The organism is Streptomyces sp. 6-11-2 (assembly GCF_006540305.1).
Lineage (GTDB): Bacteria > Actinomycetota > Actinomycetes > Streptomycetales > Streptomycetaceae > Streptomyces.
In genome coordinates this window covers 6,822,143-6,842,319 of record NZ_BJOR01000001.1, presented here as the reverse complement: position 1 = coordinate 6,842,319, position 20,177 = coordinate 6,822,143, and the positions used below count along the sequence as shown (strand labels likewise).

General features: G+C 72.3%; 20 protein-coding genes and 1 pseudogene. 10 read left to right on the top strand and 11 right to left on the bottom strand.

Annotation, left to right across the window (positions count from 1 at the left end; translation table 11 throughout):
• Positions 1-242: 242 nt before the first annotated feature.
• Both TNCT6_RS30610 and TNCT6_RS30605 read left to right on the top strand, forming a co-directional pair.
• On the top strand, positions 243-731 hold the full coding sequence (locus TNCT6_RS30610) for a MarR family winged helix-turn-helix transcriptional regulator (RefSeq protein ID WP_373996213.1): 489 nt from the start codon (positions 243-245) through the stop codon (positions 729-731).
• Positions 732-855: 124 nt separating this feature from the next.
• Positions 856-1,824: an acetylxylan esterase gene (locus TNCT6_RS30605; RefSeq protein WP_141364155.1), complete on the top strand. Its 969-nt coding sequence runs from the start codon at positions 856-858 to the stop codon at positions 1,822-1,824.
• A gap of 100 nt (positions 1,825-1,924) precedes the next feature.
• Here TNCT6_RS30605 and TNCT6_RS30600 read toward each other — a convergent pair whose 3' ends face one another.
• The gene (locus TNCT6_RS30600) at positions 1,925-3,619 is read right to left on the bottom strand and encodes a peptidoglycan recognition protein (protein ID WP_373996252.1); all 1,695 of its coding nucleotides are present in this window, start codon (positions 3,617-3,619) and stop codon (positions 1,925-1,927) included.
• A gap of 38 nt (positions 3,620-3,657) precedes the next feature.
• Between TNCT6_RS30600 and TNCT6_RS42155 the strand changes: the two are divergent.
• From TNCT6_RS42155 to TNCT6_RS30590, 3 genes and pseudogenes are all read left to right on the top strand, one after another.
• A pseudogene (locus tag TNCT6_RS42155) lies at positions 3,658-3,840 on the top strand (hypothetical protein); the annotation flags it as partial.
• Between the two features lie 716 nt (positions 3,841-4,556).
• Complete coding sequence (rho, locus tag TNCT6_RS30595; RefSeq protein WP_141364151.1) at positions 4,557-5,705, top strand: transcription termination factor Rho; 1,149 nt, start codon at positions 4,557-4,559, stop codon at positions 5,703-5,705.
• Positions 5,706-5,860: 155 nt separating this feature from the next.
• On the top strand, positions 5,861-7,063 hold the full coding sequence (locus TNCT6_RS30590) for a D-alanyl-D-alanine carboxypeptidase family protein (RefSeq protein WP_141364149.1): 1,203 nt from the start codon (positions 5,861-5,863) through the stop codon (positions 7,061-7,063).
• Between the two features lie 49 nt (positions 7,064-7,112).
• Here the strand turns inward: TNCT6_RS30590 and TNCT6_RS30585 are convergent, their stop codons facing one another.
• The 5 genes from TNCT6_RS30585 to crcB (TNCT6_RS30565) form a co-directional block, all read right to left on the bottom strand.
• Positions 7,113-8,045 carry a glutaminase gene (locus TNCT6_RS30585; RefSeq protein WP_141364147.1) on the bottom strand — a complete coding sequence of 311 codons (933 nt, stop codon included), beginning with the start codon at positions 8,043-8,045 and terminating at the stop codon, positions 7,113-7,115.
• Positions 8,046-8,115: 70 nt separating this feature from the next.
• Positions 8,116-8,952, bottom strand: coding sequence for an undecaprenyl-diphosphate phosphatase (locus tag TNCT6_RS30580; RefSeq protein WP_141364145.1), 837 nt, complete (start codon positions 8,950-8,952; stop codon positions 8,116-8,118).
• A gap of 98 nt (positions 8,953-9,050) precedes the next feature.
• Complete coding sequence (crcB, locus tag TNCT6_RS30575; RefSeq protein ID WP_141364143.1) at positions 9,051-9,419, bottom strand: fluoride efflux transporter CrcB; 369 nt, start codon at positions 9,417-9,419, stop codon at positions 9,051-9,053.
• On the bottom strand, positions 9,416-9,796 hold the full coding sequence (locus TNCT6_RS30570) for a DUF190 domain-containing protein (protein WP_141364141.1): 381 nt from the start codon (positions 9,794-9,796) through the stop codon (positions 9,416-9,418). Before TNCT6_RS30570 ends, crcB (TNCT6_RS30575) begins: the two co-directional genes overlap by 4 nt.
• Positions 9,793-10,254 carry a fluoride efflux transporter CrcB gene (gene crcB, locus TNCT6_RS30565; RefSeq protein WP_141364139.1) on the bottom strand — a complete coding sequence of 154 codons (462 nt, stop codon included), beginning with the start codon at positions 10,252-10,254 and terminating at the stop codon, positions 9,793-9,795. Before crcB (TNCT6_RS30565) ends, TNCT6_RS30570 begins: the two co-directional genes overlap by 4 nt.
• 347 nt (positions 10,255-10,601) lie before the next feature.
• Between crcB (TNCT6_RS30565) and TNCT6_RS30560 the strand changes: the two genes are divergently transcribed.
• Positions 10,602-10,946: a VOC family protein gene (locus TNCT6_RS30560; protein ID WP_141366959.1), complete on the top strand. Its 345-nt coding sequence runs from the start codon at positions 10,602-10,604 to the stop codon at positions 10,944-10,946.
• Positions 10,947-11,011: 65 nt separating this feature from the next.
• Here the strand turns inward: TNCT6_RS30560 and TNCT6_RS30555 are convergent, their stop codons facing one another.
• From TNCT6_RS30555 to TNCT6_RS30545, 3 genes are all read right to left on the bottom strand, one after another.
• Positions 11,012-11,419, bottom strand: a complete 408-nt coding sequence (locus TNCT6_RS30555; RefSeq protein WP_141364137.1) for an SseB family protein — start codon at positions 11,417-11,419, stop codon at positions 11,012-11,014.
• A 209-nt stretch (positions 11,420-11,628) separates the two neighbouring features.
• A complete protein-coding gene (locus tag TNCT6_RS30550; protein WP_308789480.1) occupies positions 11,629-12,666 on the bottom strand; it encodes a PP2C family protein-serine/threonine phosphatase in 1,038 nt (345 codons plus the stop codon).
• Between the two features lie 462 nt (positions 12,667-13,128).
• Positions 13,129-14,136, bottom strand: a complete 1,008-nt coding sequence (locus TNCT6_RS30545) for a LacI family DNA-binding transcriptional regulator (protein WP_141364135.1) — start codon at positions 14,134-14,136, stop codon at positions 13,129-13,131.
• 182 nt (positions 14,137-14,318) lie between these two features.
• Here TNCT6_RS30545 and TNCT6_RS30540 point away from each other — a divergent pair, with 182 nt between their 5' ends.
• Positions 14,319-15,473, top strand: coding sequence for a Gfo/Idh/MocA family protein (locus TNCT6_RS30540; RefSeq protein ID WP_141364133.1), 1,155 nt, complete (start codon positions 14,319-14,321; stop codon positions 15,471-15,473).
• Positions 15,474-15,488: 15 nt separating this feature from the next.
• Here the strand turns inward: TNCT6_RS30540 and TNCT6_RS30535 are convergent, their stop codons facing one another.
• Positions 15,489-16,004 (bottom strand): GNAT family N-acetyltransferase, encoded by a 516-nt coding sequence (locus TNCT6_RS30535; RefSeq protein ID WP_141364131.1) that lies wholly within the window; start codon positions 16,002-16,004, stop codon positions 15,489-15,491.
• 132 nt (positions 16,005-16,136) lie between these two features.
• Here TNCT6_RS30535 and TNCT6_RS30530 point away from each other — a divergent pair, with 132 nt between their 5' ends.
• The 3 genes from TNCT6_RS30530 to TNCT6_RS30520 all read left to right on the top strand — a co-directional run bounded on the left by TNCT6_RS30530 (position 16,137) and on the right by TNCT6_RS30520 (position 18,879).
• The gene (locus tag TNCT6_RS30530) at positions 16,137-16,943 is read left to right on the top strand and encodes a thioesterase family protein (RefSeq protein ID WP_141364129.1); all 807 of its coding nucleotides are present in this window, start codon (positions 16,137-16,139) and stop codon (positions 16,941-16,943) included.
• 111 nt (positions 16,944-17,054) lie between these two features.
• Positions 17,055-18,080 (top strand): alcohol dehydrogenase, encoded by a 1,026-nt coding sequence (locus TNCT6_RS30525; protein ID WP_141364127.1) that lies wholly within the window; start codon positions 17,055-17,057, stop codon positions 18,078-18,080.
• 304 nt (positions 18,081-18,384) lie between these two features.
• Positions 18,385-18,879 carry a lamin tail domain-containing protein gene (locus TNCT6_RS30520; protein WP_141364125.1) on the top strand — a complete coding sequence of 165 codons (495 nt, stop codon included), beginning with the start codon at positions 18,385-18,387 and terminating at the stop codon, positions 18,877-18,879.
• Between the two features lie 231 nt (positions 18,880-19,110).
• Here the strand turns inward: TNCT6_RS30520 and TNCT6_RS30515 are convergent, their stop codons facing one another.
• Positions 19,111-20,055: an MIP/aquaporin family protein gene (locus TNCT6_RS30515; RefSeq protein ID WP_141364123.1), complete on the bottom strand. Its 945-nt coding sequence runs from the start codon at positions 20,053-20,055 to the stop codon at positions 19,111-19,113.
• Positions 20,056-20,177: the final 122 nt, after the last annotated feature.

Genomic DNA, 20,177 nt, shown 5'->3' with positions numbered 1-20,177 from the left:
GAGGGCGCTCCCGCGGTCACCTACCGACGGTGATCCGCGCCGTCGCGAGGGGAGAGCACCCGACCTGACACAGCGGTAATGGGTCTCACCTCCTCGGCTTCCTGCGACCGGGACCCTCCACGGCCGCAGGTCACCCTACCCCAACGCTCGGACACCGACCCCCTCTTCGTCCCCTCCGGTGGCCGGCCCGCACCCCCCAGGCCAGTTGTACTATGCAACCGGAAGAGCAGGGGAGGTATTCGGTGACCGCAGCGACAGAGCCGGACGAGAGCGCCGGCACACGGCGGACGCCCGCCGGCGAGACGGCCGTCGAGACCATCCACCGCGAGATGACGGTCTTCGCCCGCCGGGCCCGGGCCTCGGCGGGACGCATGCACCCCGAACTGTCGCTGGTGTCGTACACACTGCTCGGGCATCTGGAGGAGAGCGGCGGCTGCCGGGCCACCGACCTGGCCGCCCACTACGCGCTGGACAAGTCCACCGTCAGCCGGCAGGTGTCCGCCCTGGAGCGTGCCGGCCTCGTCGAGCGCCGTACCGACCCCGGCGACCACCGCGTCCAGGTGCTCCACCTGACGGCCGCCGGGCGGCGGATCCTCGCCCGGGTCACCGAGAGCCGCCGTGCGGCCTTCCGCGAGCGCCTGGCCGGCTGGCCGGAGGACGACCTCGAACGCTTCGCGGGCTACCTGACCCGTTACAACGCCTGGCACGGCCGGGACGAGGACGGCACCTGACGTGGCCGGGGGCCGTCGGGCCACCCCCTGAAACCGCGTCGGGATCGTACGCCTGAACTGACGGCGGCCCGTACCGGGGCCGTACGGTGTGACCTCCACAGTCTCTTCGCGAAGGCGGTTGTTGATGGCCCTGTTCGACCTTCCCCTCGACGAGCTCCGCGAGTACCGCAGTTCGTCCGTCGAGCCCGAGGACTTCGACGCCTTCTGGTCCAAGACGCTCCAGGAGGCCCGCGAGCACGACCTGGACGCCCGGTTCGACCTGGTGGAGACGGGACTGACGACGGTGAAGGTGTACGACGTGACCTTCGCCGGCTTCGGCGGGCACCCGGTCAAGGGCTGGCTGACGCTGCCCGCACGGGTCGACGCGCCGCTGCCGCTGGTCGTGGAGTTCGTCGGCTACGGCGGCGGGCGCGGCCTGCCGCACGAGCACCTGCTGTGGGCGTCGACGGGCCGCGCGCACTTCGTGATGGACACGCGCGGGCAGGGCAGCGCCTGGGGCGGCGGGGGCGGCACCCCCGACCCGGTCGGCGGCGCCCCGGCGTACCCCGGCTTCATGACCCGCGGTCTGGACGCGCCGGAGAACTACTACTACCGCCGGGTGTTCACCGACGCGGTGCGGGCGATCGAGGCGGCGCGCTCGCACCCGCTGACCGACGCGGGGCGGATCGTGGCGATCGGCGAGAGCCAGGGCGGCGGCATCACGATCGCGGTGGGCGGCCTGGTGCCGGACCTGGTCGCGATCGCGCCGGACGTGCCGTTCCTGTGCGACTACCCGCGCGGGACGACGCTGACCGACCGCCACCCGTACCGGGAGATCGGCCTCTACCTCAAGACCCACCGGGGCCGCGCCGAGGACGCCCTGCGCACACTGTCGTACTTCGACGGCGTGCACTTCGCCGCCCGCGGCCGCACGCCCGCGTTCTTCTCGGCCGCCCTGGAGGACCAGACCTGCCCGCCGTCCACGGTGTTCGCCGCGTTCAACGCCTGGGCGCACGAGGACAAGCGGATCGAGGTGTACGACTTCAACGACCACGAGGGCGGTGGCCCGTACCAGGAGGCGGCCAAGCTCCGCTGGCTGCGGTCGTACGCCTGACGCCCAGGGCGTCATCCCTGAAACGCCGAGCCCGGCAGCCGCTGGTGGGCGGCTGCCGGGCTCGGGTGTTGCCCGCACCGGGTGGGTGGGGGCGGGACGGCTACTTGATGTAGACGAGGCCGTCCGTGGTGATGGTGGGGCGGCCGGAGGTGCCGACCACGACGATCTTGACGGTGTGCTTGGCACTGCTGGACCAGGTCTTGGTCCAGATGGCCTGCCGATACTGCGTCGCGGAGGACTTCAGGTCCACCGTGGCGACCTTGGTGCCGTCGACGTAGACGTAGGCCTGGCCGGAGGTCGAGGCGCGGGAGACCACCCAGGCGGCGGAGCGGCCGGTGAAGGTCCAGGTGAGACTGGCGCCCTTGGAGCCGCTGGAGTACGACTTGCCGCCGAGGTAGCTGCTCGACGAGCGGGTGGTCCAGCTGCCGGACTTGGCGGCGGAGCTCTCCTGGAGGATCACGGGCGTGTACGACGCGGACGACGTACGGGAGTTGCCGGCGTAGTCGTCGGCGCGCATCGACCAGGTGGAGGCGGTGCCGGACTTGGCGGTGCGGGCGGAGCTGGTGGTGGTCGGGCCGAAGGTGGCCGTGGTCGGGGACAGCAGCTGCACGGAGCGCAGGGCCGTGTCGTCCGTGGCCTTCCAGCTGAGAGTCACCGGGACGGCGGCGGTGTTGACGGTGCCGCCGCGCAGGGCGAGCTTCGGCGTGGTGGTGAAGGTCGGCGCAGTCGTCTCCGCCGCGACGTTCAGCGCGGCGGTGGTCGTGGTCTTCCCGGACTGGTGCACGGCCCGTACGGCCACGGTGTGCTTGCCCGCCGCCACCGTGGCCGAGGCGGAGGTGGCGGTGCCGGACGTGGTGGCGACCGTCCTGCCGTCCACCAGCAGCTGGAAGTTCTTGATGAGCGAGCCCGGCGTGGTCGCCGTCCACTTCACGGTGAGGGCGCCCTTGGCGTAGTACGTCGAGCCCGACAGGGTCGCGCCGGTGACCGAGGCGACCTTCAGGCCCTGCACCGGACCGGCCGCCCAGGAGCGGATGGTGGGCAGCTGGGCGTACAGGGAATTGCCGGGGCACTCGGTGGCGTAGCCGTCGCGGTGGCCGGAGATCCGGTTGAAGGTGTACGTGCCGCCCGCGGTGAAGCTGGTGCCGGAGAGGTTCCTCTGGGTGGCGGCCGTGGTGAGCTGGACGGTACCGGCGGGGTCGGCGCCGTACTGGCCGAGCTTCCAGGCCGCCACGCGGGCGACGGAGGCCAGCGCGGCGCTGGAGGCGCTGGTGGAGGTGTAGTCGCCGAGCACCGCGATGCCGGTGGACTCCCGGTTCCAGCCGTAGGTGTGGGCGCCGAGGACCGGCAGGCCGACACCGCCCTTGCGGCCCTCGAAGACGGTGCCGCACTTGTCGACCAGGAAGTTGTAGCCGATGTCGTTCCAGCCGTTGCCGCTCGGCTCTGCGTGCGTGTGGAACGCATAGATGCCGCGCACGATCGACGCCGACTGGTCGCACGTGTAGGCGGCGCCGTCCGTGTGGTGGACGAACACGGCCTTCACGTCGGCGTTGTACTCCGACGGGTCGGGGCTGAGCGACTCGTCGGCGCCCCAGCCGGCGCGCGAGACGATCGGCGGCTCGGGGACGGTGGACGGCGGAGCCGTCGGGGTGGCGGGCGGCGGCGTGGTGTCGGCGCTCGTCGGGTCGGTAGTGGCCCCGGCGACGAAGGCGGCCGGCTCGCTCCCGGTGGGAGCCTTGGTCTCGGCGTCGGTCACCACGCCCGGATCGACCAGGTTGACCTTGAGCCCCTTGGGCATCGGGGCGGTGGTGCCGTTCCTGCGGACGATCTGCACCTGAACACCGTCGGAGGGCCCGACCCACAGCGGCTCGGACGCGCCACGCACTCCGCGGCCGGGCTTCTCCAGCGGGTCGGCCTCCAGTTCGAGGTCGCGCCAGTCGCTCCACTCGCCGCTCGCCGTGCTCCGGGTACGCACCTGCGCCGTACCGTGCAGCCGCTTGGTGGCACCCGTCCAGGTGACCCCGAGCAGCGAGAACTCCTGGGTGTCGGTGCGAGGCAGTTCACGCCTGGCGTCCGTGTCGCCCTTCAGCGCGAGGTCGTAGACCTTCGGCGGACGCTTGGCCCGGCCCGCGGCGCCGTGGTCGCCCGAAGGGCTGGCGACGGCATACGTCACGATGCCCCCGCCCCCGAGGACGACGGCACCGAGCGTCAGCCACGCCCGTCTCTTCATGCTCAGCGGTCGGTACGCATGCGACGTACGACGGCTCACGGCGAATCCACCCCCACAGGCCCGAAACGGCCCAGAGAAGAAAGTCGGGAGGCACACCCGTCACTGGGGTGGCCGGTCCTTTCAGCGCGCCGCGGTCGGCGAACGTCACGGGCAGGCGGCCGGGAGTGGCGCAGATCACTGCCGCCGGAGCGCGGCGGCGCGCTCTTCCGCCGGCGGAACCACCACCGCGGGCGAGCCGGGTGGTACCCTTCGGTCAGCACCTGTGTACGCCCCGTTGTGGGCGCCGGTGCGGTTCTTCATCAGTTCACCGTGCCGCCGCACCTGTCGCGGTCGGCGCGATCTGTTCTCCCACCCTCTCCGTGAGCGACGCTCTCCGCCCTGCCGGGCAGCGCGCCGCGACCGAGGTGGTGTCTTCCGCCGGAGGCAGTGCTCCACGCCTCCCTGTCGCGGCTTCTCCTTCCCCTCGCACACCCCGTGCCGTCCGTCCGCGAAAGGACCTTCGCCCATGACCATCACCCTCGAACGCCCCGCCGCACCGCGGCAGCCGTCCGCGGCCCCCCGCTCCGTCACCGGTGTCCTGGACATCGACGCGACCGGCAAGGGGCACCTGCGCGGCGAGGACTTCCTGCCCACCCCCGCCGACCCCCGGCTCTCCCCCGCGCTGATCCGCCGCCACGGCCTGCGCAAGGGCGACGCCGTCGCTGGCGTACTCGGGCAGCAGCACGCCGTCACCGAGATCACGAGCGTGGGCGGCGGCTCGCCGGACGAGGCCCGGGCCCGGCGCCGCTTCCACGACCTCACTCCGCTGCACCCGCGCGAGCGGCTGCACCTCGAACACCCCGCCGCCGGGCTCACCGGCCGCGTCGCCGACCTGATCGCGCCCGTCGGCAGGGGACAGCGCGGGCTCGTCGTGGCGCCGCCGAAGACCGGGAAGACCGTGCTGATCCAGCAGATCGCCACCGCCGTCGCAGGCAACCATCCCGAGTGCCGGCTGATGGTGGTGCTGCTCGACGAACGCCCCGAGGAGGTCACCGACATGCGGCGCCGCGTGCGCGGCGAGGTGTACGCCTCCACCTTCGACCGGTCCCCCAGGCAGCACATCGCGCTCGCCGAACTCGTCGTCGAGCGGGCCAAACGGCTCGTCGAGGCCGGCGAGGACGTGGTCATCCTCCTCGACTCGCTCACCCGGCTGTGCCGGGCCCACAACAACGCGGCCGCGGCGGGCGGACGCACCCTCAGCGGCGGTGTCGACGCGGGCGCGCTCCAGGGGCCCAAGCGGCTCTTCGGTGCCGCGCGGTCGGCCGAGGAGGGCGGCTCACTCACCATCCTGGCCACCGCGCTGGTGGAGACCGGATCCCGCGCCGACGACTTCTTCTTCGAGGAGCTGAAGAGCACCGGCAACATGGAACTGCGGCTCAACCGCGAACTCGCCGACCGCCGCGTCTTCCCGGCCGTCGACATCGACCCCTCGGGCACCCGCCGTGAGGAACTCCTTTACAGCCAGGCCGAGTTGACAGCGGTTCGCGGGCTGCGCCGCGCCCTGCGCAGCCGCGAGGGCAAGGCCGGTCTGGAAACACTGCTGGAGCGGCTGCGCGACACACCCGACAACGCCACGTTCCTGCGCCGCGTCCAGCCGACCCTGCCCGCCGGCTAGGCCCGCCGGCCGACCGGCCGAGCGCTCCGCGCTCCCTCACCACCGCACCCGCTGTGCGTCCGTCAGGGCACGCGCTAGGACATCCGGGTGCTCGCGAACCCCGTTCGGCTCTGGGCAGCGTCACGCCTGCACCGATTTGTCCCTAGGTTTGCGATATGAAGATCAGATTTTCTACGCGCACCACGGTATCGAGCTGCGCACTCTGCGCCGTGACCGTCCTGGCGCTGACCTCTCCGGTCGCGGCCGTCGGCCCGTCCGGCAGAAGTCCGGGCGCGATAGTGCAGCCGAGGGCGGCGGTGCCGCAGCCGGCCGTGCTGGACGACGAGGGCACACAGGTCCGGCTCCGCAGCGGGGCGCCCGCGGTTCCGGACGTCTCCGCGCTGTCCTGGGTGGTGGCCGACGCCGAATCCGGCGAGGTGATGGCCGCGCACGACGCGCACCGCAGGCTTCCGCCCGCGAGCACGCTGAAGACACTGCTCGCCCTGACCGTGCTGCCGTCCTTCCCCGGAGGCATCCGGCACACCGTCAGCGCCAGGGAGCTGACGGGCATCGGCGAGGGCAGCAGCATGGTGGGGGTCGTCGAGGGCCACACGTACCAGGTGGCCGATCTGTGGCGCGGGGTGTTCCTCAACTCCGGCAACGACGCCGTGCACGTGCTCGCCGCGCTCAACGGCGGCTGGGAGCAGACGGCCCGGCAGATGGAGGCCAAGGCCCGCTCCCTGGGAGCCCTGGACACCACGGTCGTCTCCCCCGACGGCTACGACGCCCCCGGGCAGAACTCCTCGGCGTACGACCTGGCCGTGTTCGGGCGGGCCGGGCTGCGCAACCCCGACTTCGCGCGGTACTGCTCCACCGCGCACGCCTCCTTCCCGGGCAACGGCGGCACGTTCCAGATCGCGAACACCAACCGCCTGCTGACCGGCGCCGGCGGCGTCGCGCCGTATCCGGGTCTGATCGGCATCAAGAACGGCTACACGACCAACGCGGGCAACACGCTCGTCGCCGCGGCCCACCGGGACGGGCGCACTCTCGTGGTGACCGTGATGAATCCGCAGCAGGGTGCGGGCCACGCCGTCTACGAGGAGGCGCGCGCACTCCTGGACTGGGGGTTCGGCGCCGCCGGGCATGTCGATCCGGTGGGCTCGCTCGACGCCCTGCGGCCCGTCTCGCACGACACGTCGACGGGAGCGAAGCCCGGGACGAAGCCGGGAGCGGCCGTCGTGGCATCCGCGGGGGCGCCCCGGCCGGCCGAGTCCGACTGGCCGGAAACGGGGACCATCGCGGGCGCCCTCGGCCTGGGCGCGGGGGTCCTTCTGCTCGGCCTGCGGTTCAGGCACAAGCGGGCCTCGCGCGTCTGACCGGCCGACGACCCGGGCGCGCTCCGCACGACGTCGCCGGAGACGCCCCTCAGAACACCGACAGGCCGGTGAGGGTCGTGAAGCGGTCCAGGGCCGCCACGCCGGCCACCGAGTTGCCCCGCTCGTCCAGTCCGGGGCTCCACACGCACAGCGCGCACCGGCCCGGTACGACGGCGATGATGCCGCCGCCCACACCGCTCTTGCCGGGCAGGCCCACGCGGTAGGCGAAGTCGCCGGCCGCGTCGTACGTCCCGCAGGTCAGCATGACCGCGTTGACCTGCTTGGCCTGGCTGCTGGCGAGCAGCCGGGTGCCGTCCGCCCTTATGCCGTGCCGGGCGAGGAACGTGGTGGCCAGCGCAAGGTCGGCGCAGGAGGCCGCGATCGAGCACTGGCGGAAGTACTGGTCCAGCAGGACCGGCACCGGGTTGTCCACGTTGCCGTAGGACGCCATGAAGTGGGCGAGGGCCGCGTTGCGGTCGCCGTGCGCGGTCTCGGACGCGGCGACCTCCTCGTCGAAGTCCAGCTCGGGGTTGCCGCTCTCGGCGCGCAGGAAGCTCAGCAGCTCGCCCGCCGCGTCGCCGGTACGGGTCTGGAGCCGGTCGGTGACCACCAGGGCGCCGGCGTTGATGAACGGGTTGCGCGGGATGCCGTTCTCGTACTCCAGTTGCACCAGGGAGTTGAAGGGGTTGCCGGAGGGCTCGCGGCCCACGTGCTCCCACAGTTCGTCGCCCTCACGCGCCAGGTCGAGGGCGAGGGTGAACACCTTGCTGATGGACTGCGCGGAGAACGGCTCCCGCCAGTCCCCCACCCCGTACACCGTGCCGTCCAGCTCGGCGACGGCCATACCGAAGGCGCGGGCGTCACGGGCGGCGAGCGCAGGGATGTAGTCGGCGGGGCGCCCGCGGCCGGGCGTGTGCTCGATCTCCTCGGCGATGCGCTCCAGGACCGGCAGGTAGGTCGGGGACGACGTCATGATCGCCATTGTGCCTCCCGCCGGTCCCCCTGCGCCGCGTCGGTGGGCCGGGCGGCGGGCCTCGGCCGCCATCCGGTGCTCAGCCGCTGAGGACACCCGTGCCGAGCAGGCCGAACAGCAGCAGGCCGATCAGGATCCGGTAGACGACGAACGCGTTGAAGGAGTGCTTGGCGACGAACTTCAGCAGCCAGGCGATGGAGGCGTAGGCGACCACGAAGGACACGACGGTGCCGACGGCCAGCGGGACGGCGCCCACGCTCGCGCCGAGGGCGTCCTTGAGCTCGTAGATGCCGGCGCCGGTCAGGGCCGGGAGGCCGAGGAAGAAGGACAGGCGGGTGGCGGCGACGCGGTCCAGGTCCAGGATGAGCGCGGTGGACATGGTGGCGCCGGAACGGGAGAAGCCGGGGAAGAGCAGGGCGAGGATCTGCGAGCTGCCGACCAGCATCGCGTCCTTGAAGGAGGTGTCGTCCTCACCGCGCTTGTGCCGGCCCATCTGGTCCGCGCACCACATCACGGCACTGCCCGCGATCAGCGAGCCGGCGACCACCCACAGGGAGCCGAGCGGCCCTTCGATGAAGGGCTTGGCGGCCAGGCCCACCACGACGATCGGCATGGTCGCGAAGATGACCCACCAGGCGAACTTGTAGTCGTGGTGGTAGCGCTCCCCCCGGTTGGCCAGCCCGCGGAACCAGGCGGACATGATCCGCACGATGTCCTTGAAGAAGTACACCAGCACGGCGGCGATGGCACCGACCTGGATGACGGCGGAGAACGCGACGACCGACTTGTCGTCGACGGGGATGCCCATGAGCCCTTCGGTGATCTTCAGATGGCCGGTGGAGGACACGGGGAGGAACTCGGTCACCCCCTCGACGACTCCGAGGACGACGGCCTGACCGACGGAGATGGCGCTCATGGGATCCAGTTCTGGGGATGTTGGTCGACAGTGGTGTAGACACTCTTACGGTGCTGAGGTGACGGTCAGGTGACCGGCCTCGGAACCCGCGGCGACCGTCAGAGGCTTCCGGCGATCCACACCCCGGCGAAAGCCGCGCCGAGGCCCGCCGCGACGCTGGCGACGACGTTGGCGAGGGCGTAGGAACCCGCACCGGTCTCGGTGAGCCGCAGCGTCTCGTAGGAGAAGGTCGAGTACGTGGTCAGGGCCCCGCACAGACCGGTGCCCAGGAGCAGTTGCAGGTGCGGCCCGGCGACGCCGGCGGCCGCCGCGCCGGTCAGCAGACCGAGGATCAGGCAACCGGTGACGTTCACCACGAAGGTGCCCCAGGGGAACACCGAGTCGTGCCGGGACTGCACCGCGCGGTCGGTGAGGTAGCGCAGGGGCGCCCCGACCGCGGCCCCGAGGACCACCAGCAGCCAGTTCACGACGACTTCCTGACCTTCGCGCCCGCGTCGCCGGAACCGGCCGCGCGGCCGACGTACCGGATGACCTCGCAGTCGTCGAGTATCACCAGTCCCTCGGCGACCAGTTCGTCCAGTTGCGGCAGGAACGCCCGCACCCGCTCCTCGGTGTCCACGATCACCACCGCCACCGGCAGGTCCTCGCTCATCGACAGCAGCCGCGAGGTGTGGATCAGGGAGGTCGCGCCGAACCCCTCGATACCGCGGAAGACGCTGGCGCCGGCGAGGCCCGCCGCGTGGGCCCGGTGGACGATCTCGGAGTACAGGGGCCGGTGGTGCCAGGTGTCGTTCTCTCCGATGAAGACGGTCACGCGCAGCGCGCTGCCGGTGAGCCTGGTCATCGCTGCCTCCACTTCAGGACGCGGCGGGCCGCCGTCATGGCCAGCCACACCGCCGCGAGGGCCGCGCACGGGGTCGCGGCGAGGTATGCCAGCCCCATGCGGGCGTGGCCGGAGTCCACCAGCCGCTGGATGTCGACGGCGTAGGTGGAGAAGGTGGTGAAGCCACCGAGCACGCCGGTGCCGAAGAACGGGCGGACCAGGCGGTGGGCGCCCCACACGTCGGTGATGACCACCATGAAGACGCCGATCACCGCGCAGCCGAAGGCGTTGACCCAGAAGATCGCCCAGGGAAAGCCCCCGGCCGGCGTCGGCAGCCACTGCGAGACGGCGTACCGGGCGGTGGCCCCGAGCGCTCCGCCGAGTGCCACCACCGCGACCACCGGCGCCTGCGTCCGCCAGGCACGCCGCCGTGCGGGACTGATCCGCGCCCGAAGGCTGTCGGTTTCCGGGACTGTCATGCTCGTACGTCTCCTGCTCGCCCGCGCCCGGACATGCCGGAGCGCTCCTGTGATGCGAGTAGGGACCGTTGGCGGCAGCACTGCCACGGTTAGGTACGGCGGGCCCCACCGCCGCGCCGCGAACCCGTCGCGGCCGGGCTACAGGCTAACCCCACCGGATCCGCACCGCACGCGCCGACGGGGGTGTGTACGGCGAGGCGGGTGACGCTTCCCGGCAACCGGTCAGGATCGGAGAAGCCACACGCGCCTCCCCGGCCTAGCGTGGAACCACCGACGCACACGTCGGCCCTTCCCTCTGCGGAACGCAGAGCCGAATACCGCCGCATACCGAGGAGTACGCCATGGCCATGACTGCCGGCCTGCAGACGATCATCTACCCCGTCAAGGACCTCGAGCGGGCGAAGGCCCTGTTCAGCGCGCTGCTGGAGGTCGAGCCGTACGCCGACGCTCCCTACTACGTCGGTTTCAAGGCCGCCGGGCAGGACGTCGGGCTCGACCCGAACGGACACGCCAAGGGCATGACCGGACCGGTGCCGTACTGGCACGTCGACGACATCAGGGCCCGGCTGGCGGCGCTGGTGGTCGCGGGCGCCGAGGTACTTCAGGACGTGCAGGACGTCGGCGGCGGCCGGCTGATCGCCTCGGCGAAGGACGCCGACGGCAACCTCATCGGCCTCCTCCAGGACGCCTGAGCCGGCCGCCAGCCGTGGTGCCGCCGCCGGCCGGCGGGCGGCCCGGTTGTTCCCCGCGGCGCCGCTCAGCCCTGCGGCCGGGCCAGCAGGTTGCGCACCCCCTCCGAGGTGAGCGTCAGACCGTGCGGCGAGCTGGCGTCTATGGTCAGCGACAGGTCGTCGGCCGGCCACTGGGAGGCGAGCGCGCCGAGCGGTACGAGCCGGTAGCGGGAGACGAACGGCAGCAGGTCGGACATCTCCAGTTCGGAGGTGAACACGGGCACCACCGGCTCCCCGCCCGGTTGTTCGAGGACGGGCAGGGCCACCGCCGTGGGGTTGGTGGCGTCCTCCTCGCTCGCGTCGTCCGGCACGGGGACCAGCACGTCGCTGCTCGCGAGCGTGTCCAGTGCCACCGTGTCCTCGGCGTTCTCGGCAAGCACGTCCAGCGCTTGCTGGGCGGGCGTCGGGGTGTTGTCGTTCGCTGGTGTCTGCATGGCGGTTTCCCTGGTCGCGGCAGTCGAGCGGCCCGCCCGGGAGGTGACCGGCCGGGCACGGGCCCTGCACGCGTACCCGATCGCACACGGCGCAATCGCGAGGCGCCCGGAAACCCACGAGCCGTCCGGCCTGCCGCCGTGACCGATGGCCGGCGACGCACCGCACGGTGCCGGGGCCCGCGAGCCCGGCATGATCCCAACGAGAGGCCCTAAGGGCCGCGGCGGATCGCGACGGCCGCGGCGTCGTCGCCCAGGTGGCCGTGGGTGTAGGCGACGAGGTCGTCGTGCAGCCGGCGCAGCACCAGCCCCGGCGGTTCCGTGACCCAGGCGCCGGCCCGGTCGGCGAGGGGGTAGAAGTCGCCCCGCGCGTTGCGCGCCTCCAGGACGCCGTCGGTGTGCAGGAGCACTGTGTCGCCGGGCAGGAAGGGGAACGAGGCGACCACGTAGTCCAAGGCTTCGGACAGTTCCCCCAGGCCCAGCGGTGGTGCGACGACCTGCGCGGTCAGGGGGGCAACAGTCTCCGCGCCGATGAGCAGCGGGGACGGATGGCCGCAGTTGAGGAGGTGCAGCACGGGCTCGCTGTCGGGGATGTCCACGAGCAGGGCGGTGGCGAAGGACTCGTCGGTGTCGAGCATCTGCGCGGTCTGCCACTGCCGGAACTCCCAGCGCATCGCGCCGTCCAGGTGCACGGCCAGACGCGGCAGCGAGGGCCGTCGGTGCGCCGCCGCGCGGAAGGCGCCGAGCAGCAGTGCCGCATGGCTGATCGCGGGCAGTCCCTTGCCCCGCACGTCGGCGATGAGCAGCCGGGTGCTGTGTCCGGTGCGGGCGGCGGCGTAGAGGTCCCCGCCCATGGTGGCCTCGTCCTGGGCGGCGAGGTACAGGCAGGCGATCCGCAGGGGGCCGCTGCGCTCGGGCAGGGGTGGGAAGAGCACGTCCTGGACGGCCTGGGCCACGACCCGGCTCTGCGCCAGCTGGTGCTCGCGCCGGTCCCGGAACAGGCAGAACACCACGATCAGTCCGGAGACGATGATCAGGGACGCGACCTCCGCCTGGAGGTTCTGGGTGCCCAGCGTGCCCTGGACCCCTCCGATGAAGAGTTCGGTCCCGACGGTGAGCGCGCCGATCAGCGCGGTGAGCCAGGGCCCGGAGAACGCGGCGGTGAAGGCGGGAGCCGCGACCAGCAGCGGGCCGAGGTGCACATCCGGCGGGGTGAGGGCGTCCACGACGCCCACCACAGCGATCAGCACCAGGGGGATGAGGATCAGGACCCGTCCCGATGGTGAGCGCCGTAGGTCCATGAGCGACACATGCCATGTTCTCACCCCTGGCCCGGACCGGCGAGAGCGTTGGCCTCCGCAGGCGGGGGGTGAGGACGGTGGCCGCGGTGGACGGCACCGGGGCGCGGGTCCTCCGCGACGCGCGAGGCGCGGAGGACCCCGGGGGGCTCACTTCCGAACCCGGTGTCCGGGTAACCAGCGGCCCGGGGGCGATTCGCCGGGTCCGCCCCGTCCGTGGAACCCGCTCGGCCGCCGCGCCGGCCGGGCTGCCGGATCCACCCGGCCGGTGCGCCGGTCCAGGTCCCACGGATCCACCCGGCCGATACCGGCCCAGCTCCCACAGATCCACCCGGCCGATGCCCGCCCGGGCCCCACGGATCCAACCGGGCGGTACCGGCCCATGTCCCACGGAGCGTCTCGGAGCGGTACTCGTCAGCCGGTTCCGGCGGGCGGTGCGGTCGTGCCGCGCACCTCCAGGACCGGGCTGGTCAGGTCGACCGTGCGGGGCAGGTCCGGGTCGTCGATGCGGTCGAGCAGCCGCTGGGCGGCGCGCCGGCCCACATCGTGGCTGGCGTTGTCCACGGTGGTCAGCCACACGTGGCGCAGGCGCGACAGGTAGGTGTTGTCGTATCCGGCCAGGGAGAGGTCCCGGGGGACCCGGAGGCCGCTCTCCTCGGCGGCGGACAGCGCGCCGACGCAGGCCATGTCGTTGACCGCGAACACGGCGGTGGGCCGCGAGGTACGGCTGAGCAGCCTTACGGTGGCCCGGTAGCCGCCCTCCTCGGTGAGGTCGCCCTGCTCGACGACCGCCGTGCCGGCCAGCCCGTGTGCGCGCATGGTGGCCTCGAAGCCGCGGCGGCGCAGGTCGCCGACCGCGCCCCGGCCGGCGATGTGGGCGATGTGCCGGTGGCCGAGGGCGATGAGGTGCTCGGTGGCCAGCCGGGCGCCCTGCTCGTCGTCGCCCGCGACGACGTCCACCCCCGGCAGTTCGGGTTCGCGGGCACCGGCGACGACGGTGGGCACCCGGCCGGCCGCGACGCGCAGCGCCCCCGGATCCCGCAGGGTGCCGACGGCGACCAGGCCGTCGACGCGCAACTCGGTGAAGGTGCGGGTGAGGTCCTCCCCCAGGCGCCGGTTGAGGTGGCCGTCGGCGAGCAGCATGTGCAGACCGGAGTCGTACAGGCGGGAGTTCAGCCCGTCGAGGAGTTCCACGAACCAGGGGTTGCGCATGTCGTTCAGCAGCACGCCGACGGTGCGGGTGCGGCGCTCGCTGAGGCTGCGGGCGGCGGCGTTGGGCCGGTAGCCGAGTTCCTCGACGGCGGCGAGCACCGCCTGCCGCTTCTCGGGGCGCACGCCGGCGGAGCCGCGCAGCACCAGCGAGACCAGGGACTTGGACACACCGGCGCGCGCGGCGACGTCTCGGATGGTGGGCGGTCGCACGCTGTGGACCGTTCCATGAGGACCGGCCCCTTGTAAAGAGGCCGGAAGGCCGTCCGGGTAAAGACGCCGGAAGGCAGTCCGGAAGCGCTCGCAGGGGGCTTCAAACGATGGCTTGACACCTGACGGGAGGCGGCCTCATCGTGAGCCACCAGGTTTTGGATCGGTCCAAACGAGGGGCTTTCATGGTGTCTGCGCTCGGCGTCGCCGTCGTCGGATTCGGCTGGATGGGACGGGTGCACACCCAGGCGTACGCCCGCGTGCCCCACCACTTCCCCGGGCTCGCGGTGCGTCCGCACCTGGTCGCCGTCGCCGACGAGGTGCCCGGCCGGGCCGAGGAGGCGGCCGGGCGGTACGGTTTCGACTCCGCCACCCGTGACTGGCGGGAGATCGCCGCCGACCCCCGGGTGGAGGCGGTCAGCATCACCGCCCCGAACTTCCTGCACCGCGAGATCGGTCTCGCCATGGCCGAGGCGGGCAAGCACATCTGGATCGAGAAGCCGGTGGGCCTGAGCGCCGACGACGCCCGCGCGGTCGCCGACGCAGCCGCCGGAGCCGGTGTGCGGGGAACGGTCGGCTTCAACTACCGCAACGCCCCCTCCGTCGCCGCCGCCCGCGAGATGATCGCGGCCGGTGAGATCGGCAGGGTCACCCATGTCCGCATCCGGCTGTTCAGCGACTACGCGGCCCACCCGGAGGGCGCCCTGACCTGGCGCTACGAGCGTGAACGCGGCGGCAGCGGGGTACTGGGCGACCTGGCCTCGCACGGGGTCGACCTGGCCCGCCATCTGCTCGGCGAGATCGAGTCGCTGGCCGCCGACACCGCGGTGTTCGTGCCCGAACGGGCCCGGCCGGCCGGCGCCACCGCCGGTCACACCCGGGCGGCGGGCGGCGAACTCGGTCCGGTCGAGAACGACGACTACGTCAGCTGCCTGCTGCGTTTCGCCTCCGGCGCCCGCGGCGTCCTGGAAGCGTGCCGGGTCTCGGTGGGCGAGCAGAACAACTACGGCTTCGAGATCCACGGCACCAGGGGCGCGCTCTGGTGGGACTTCCGGCGCATGGGCGAACTCGGCGTCAGCCGCGGCACCGCGTACCAGGACCAGCCCGTCAGCACGGTCTACGTGGGCCCCGGCCACGGCGAGTACGGGGCCTTCCAGCCGGGTGCGGCCAACGCCATGGGCTACGACGACCTCAAGGTCATCGAGGCGTACCACTTCCTGCGCTCGGTCACGGAGGGCGGGGTCCACGGCGCCACCCTCGACGACGCCGTGGCCGCCGCGGTGGCCCTGGACGCGATGGCCCGCTCCGCCGAGGAGCACGGGTGGGTGAGCCTCGGCTGACCCACCCGTGCCGCCTCATCCCGGCGTCAGGTCCGTGCGCGGGGTGATCGCCCAGTGGTTGGTGCGCAGCACCCGGCCGGCGAACGCCACCTCGCGCTCGGCGACGAACCGGAAGCCGAGCGAGCGGCAGATCCCGTTCGAGGCCGCGTTGGTGGTGGCCGGAAAGGCGTGCACCACTCCCCAGCGCTCCTCGTCCCGCGCCCGCTCCAGCAGCGCGCGTGCCGCACGCCCGCCGAGGCCGCGGCCCTGGAACCGCGGCAGCACCATCCAGCCGATCTCGGACATCGGGCCGTCGTCGCCGTCGTGGGTCCAGATGGTCACCGTCCCGGCCACCTCCTCGGGGGTGCCCGGGTCAGGGACGATCATCTTGATCCAGGCGACGCCGGCCGCCGCCTGCCGGGCGTCCCGGCGCACCTTGTCCGCCATGCCGCCGGCCGGCAGGGGCCCGCCGAGCTCGGCCATCATGACCGGGTCGCAGCGCATCCGGACGTACGCGTCCACGTCGTCGGGGGTGACGTCACGCAAGAGCACGGGGCCTCCTGACGGCAGGTGGGTGTAGGTGCCAAGTATGGGCTGGGTCATGATGGGGCTGCCCGGCCGATACGGCGCGAGAGACCCGTGCCTATTCGGCTTCCCTGTGAACAGCCCGAGGAGAAGCACCCGTTGAACACCGGCGCCCCGGTTCCCGACAGCTACTACGAGCGCATCGACGAGCACCGTTTCAAGCCCACCGCACACGCCGGTGGTGCCTGGGACGTGCGCGAGCAGCACTTCAGCCCGCTGGGCGGACTGGTCGTCCACGCCGTCGAGGACCATCTGGCCGCGCGTGGGGGCAGCGCGCTCATACCGGCCCGGATCAGCTACGACATCCTGGGCCGCCCGGCCCTGGACGAGTGCGAGATCGAGGTGGAGACCCTCCGCCCCGGCCGCACCATCGAACTCCTGGAAGCCGTCGTGCGCATCGCCGGCCGCCCGGTGGTCCGGGCCCGCGTCTGGCTGCTGTCGGCGCAGGACACCGCGGCCGTCGCCGGGGGTGCCGGCGACGGGCTCACCCCGCCCGACCGGCTCGAACCGTGGGCGATGAGCGAGTTCTGGCCGGGCGGCTACATCGCGTCCCTGGACGTGCGTCCGCTCGCCCCGCCGAGCCCCGGCCGCACCACCGCCTGGGTCTCCACCCCGCTCACCCTGGTCGCCGGCGAACCCATCAGCCCGCTCGCCTCCTACCTCTCCCTCGTCGACACGGCGAACGGCATCGCCGTGCGTCAGTCGCCCACCGCGTGGATGTTCCCCAACGTCGACCTGACCGTGCACCTGCACCGCCGCCCGGAGGGCCCCTGGACCGGTCTGGACACCACCGTGGCCTTCGGCCCGACCGGCGTGGGACTGACCAGCACGGTCCTGCACGACCTGCACGGCCCGGTCGGCCACGCCCAGCAGATCCTGACCGTGCGCCCCATGCCGGGCGGCTGACGGCGGCCGGTCCTTCGCGGGCCCGCCGCCCGTCCCGTACGGCGCGCGCGATCGGCAGGGAGCTGATGTCCTGGTTGCGGGGGCCGTCGTACCCGCTTCCGGGAGAGACCGATGAGTACCTACACAGTCGCGCAGGTGACCACCGCCGGCGGTCCGTTCGAGATCGTCGAGCGTGAGGCGGCGGAGCCGGGCCGTGGCCAGGTCGCGATCACCGTGGAGGCGTGCGGAGTCTGTCACAGCGACAGCTTCTTCGTGGACGCCGTGATGCCCGGGGTCACTTTCCCGGTGGTTGCCGGGCACGAGATCGCCGGGCGGATCGAGCAGCTCGGCGAGGGGACGCGGGACCAGGGCTGGCAGGTGGGCGACCGGGTGACGGTGGGCTGGTTCGGCGGCAGCTGTCACCACTGCACCCCGTGCCGCCAGGGCGACTTCATCGTGTGCCCGGATCTGAAGGTCCCCGGCTGGTCCTACGACGGCGGCTTCGCCGAGCGGGTGATCGCACCGGTCGACGCCCTGGCCCGGATCCCCGACGCCCTGGCGGCGACCGACGCCGGGCCGATGGCGTGCGCGGGCGTGACCACGTTCAACGGACTGCGGCGCAGCTCCGCGCAGCCGGGTGATCTGGTGGCCGTGCTCGGCATCGGAGGCCTGGGTCACCTGGGCGTGCAGTACGCGGCGGCCATGGGCTTCGAGACGGTGGCGATCGCACGCGGGGCCGACAAGGCCGACTTCGCCAAGCGCCTCGGCGCGCACCACTACGTCGACAACACGACGGACACTCCCGTCGCCGACGCGCTGCGATCGCTGGGCGGCGCCAAGGTCGTGCTGGCCACGGCCGGCAGCTCCGAGGCGATCGCGGCGACCGTCGACGGGCTGTCGCACCGCGGTGAGCTGGTGGTGATCGGGGCGGCTCCCACGCCGCTGGGGATCAGCCCGCTCCAGCTGATCACGAGCGCCCGGATCATCCGCGGCCACCCGTCGGGCACCGCGCAGGACGTGCAGGACACCATGGCGTTCAGCGCCCTGCACGGGATCCGTCCGATGACCGAGGCGGTGCCGCTGGACCAGGCCGGCGAGGCGTACCGGAAGATGCTCGCCGGCACCGCTCGGTTCCGCATGGTGCTCACGACCGGATGACCAACCGGCGCGGGACCACGGCCGGTTGTCCCGCACGGGGTGAAGCGCCCAGGCCTTCCGAGCCGGAAGGCAGGCGTGCTGCCGCGTCAGCCGCCCGGCGGGCTCCTGCCCCAACCGGGCCGTGACGACCAGCGTGGAGTACCGGGTGAGGATGCCGCCGAGCACGTCACCCATGACACGGAGCAAGGCTCGCGTGTCGAGAGGACACGACGACCTTCACACTCTCCACACCTCTCCGTCACCCCACCCTTACTTCTTGTGTATGCTCCTGAGGCTCCATTGGCACCACTGAGGGGGGAACCTCATGCGTATACGCTCCGCGCTGGCCGTGGCCGCCACGGCCGGAACGGTCGCCGTCGTCGCCGCCGCACCGGCGCAGGCCGCCGAATACTCGTCCGCGCTGAAGGTCAAGGGCGTCCAGTACGACGCGCCCGGACGGGACTCCAACAACTGCCGTACCGGCAACACCAAGAACGAGTACGTGACGATCAAGAACTACTCGCGCACCGCGACCGTCAACCTCAAGGGCTACGTGGTCAAGGACGCCTCCGGCAACCGGTTCACGTTCCGCGCCAACCACAAACTCGAGCCCGGCGACTACGTGAAGCTGCGCGGCGGCAAGGGCACGGACTCCGACGCCAAGAACGTCGTCTACCGCCAGAACTGCAACTTCATCTGGAACAACGACAAGGACACCATTTACCTGCTCAAGCCCTCCGGTGCCCGCGCCGACGTCCACTCCTACACCAAGGCCCGCGACGACCGCGACGGCGACGGCTACATCAGCTACCACGGCTGAGCCCACGCCGATCCCGCCGGCTGCCGGGAAGCTCACGGCGGCCGGCCCTCGTACCGGGCCCAGGGCGGACCATGACCCAGCACCACCAGCCGCGACGACCGCGCGGCAGATCCGGCATCCGGCCGTCGCGCCGGCGCGGACTCGTGCGGGCCGCGGGCATACTCCTGACGGAGCGTCTGCAACAGGGCCGTCCCGGGCGGCCCGCGCCCACCCGCCCGGCGTCGGGGGCGGCTACGTGCCGCTCTCCTCGGCCGGGCGGGTGAGTCCGGACTCCGGGAGCTCGTTGTCCTGGGCACGGATGTGCAGTACGTCGCCGATGAACAGGTCGTACACCAGAACACCGACGACCCCGCCGATGAGCGGTCCGACGATCGGGATCCACCAGTAGTGGCTGAACGACCCGGCCAGGCTGCCGGGCAGAGCCAGGTCTCCCCACCCGGCGAAGAACGTGAACAGGCGCGGGCCGAAGTCACGGGCCGGGTTGATGGCGTACCCGGCGTTCGCTCCGTAGGAGAAGCCGATGGCGGCCACCACGAAGCCGATGACCAGCGGCCCGAGGTTGGCCTTCACGGCGGTGTTGCGCAGGTCGATGACCGCCACGATCAGCATGACCAGGAACGCGGTGCCGACGATCTGGTCCACGAGCGGCCCCCAGTAACCGCCATGGAAGTAGGGCGCCGGGAAGGTGGCGAAGATCGAGAACGAGGCGACGGTGTGCCCGTGCGTCTTCGGTCCCTTCATCGCCTGGTCGAAGGTGTTGATCGCGTCGTGATAAACCGCGTAGACCACCGCGGCACCGACGAAGGCGCCCGCCACCTGTGAGATCCAGTACGGAACCACCTTCGCCCAGGGGAACTTGCGGCGCACCGCGAAGGCCAGGGTCACCGCCGGGTTGAGGTGCGCCCCGCTGACGCCTCCGGCGACGTACACGCCGAAGGCCACCGCGAAGGCCCAGCCCCAGCCGACCAGCAGCCAGTCACCGGCGCTGATGAAGAACGTCGTGGGCCCCTCGGTGCGCCCCGAGCCGGGCAGCGCCGCAACCGCCATGGCCACCGAGCCGCATCCGAAGGCGATGAGGACCAGCGTCCCGAGGAACTCCGCCATGCATTCGCCCCAGAGCCCGCCACGGCGCCTGAGCCGTGAGGGACTCAGCAGGGGCGGGATTTCCACGGCCATATCGGCCCCCTCAGCGAACAGGACGGCCTCGCGTCACCGCCCGGCCCCGGGCGGCCCCGCCTCACCGGTCAGTCTGCGCGCCGGTCCGCACCGAGGCCACTCGGCCCGTTCCGGGACACGGC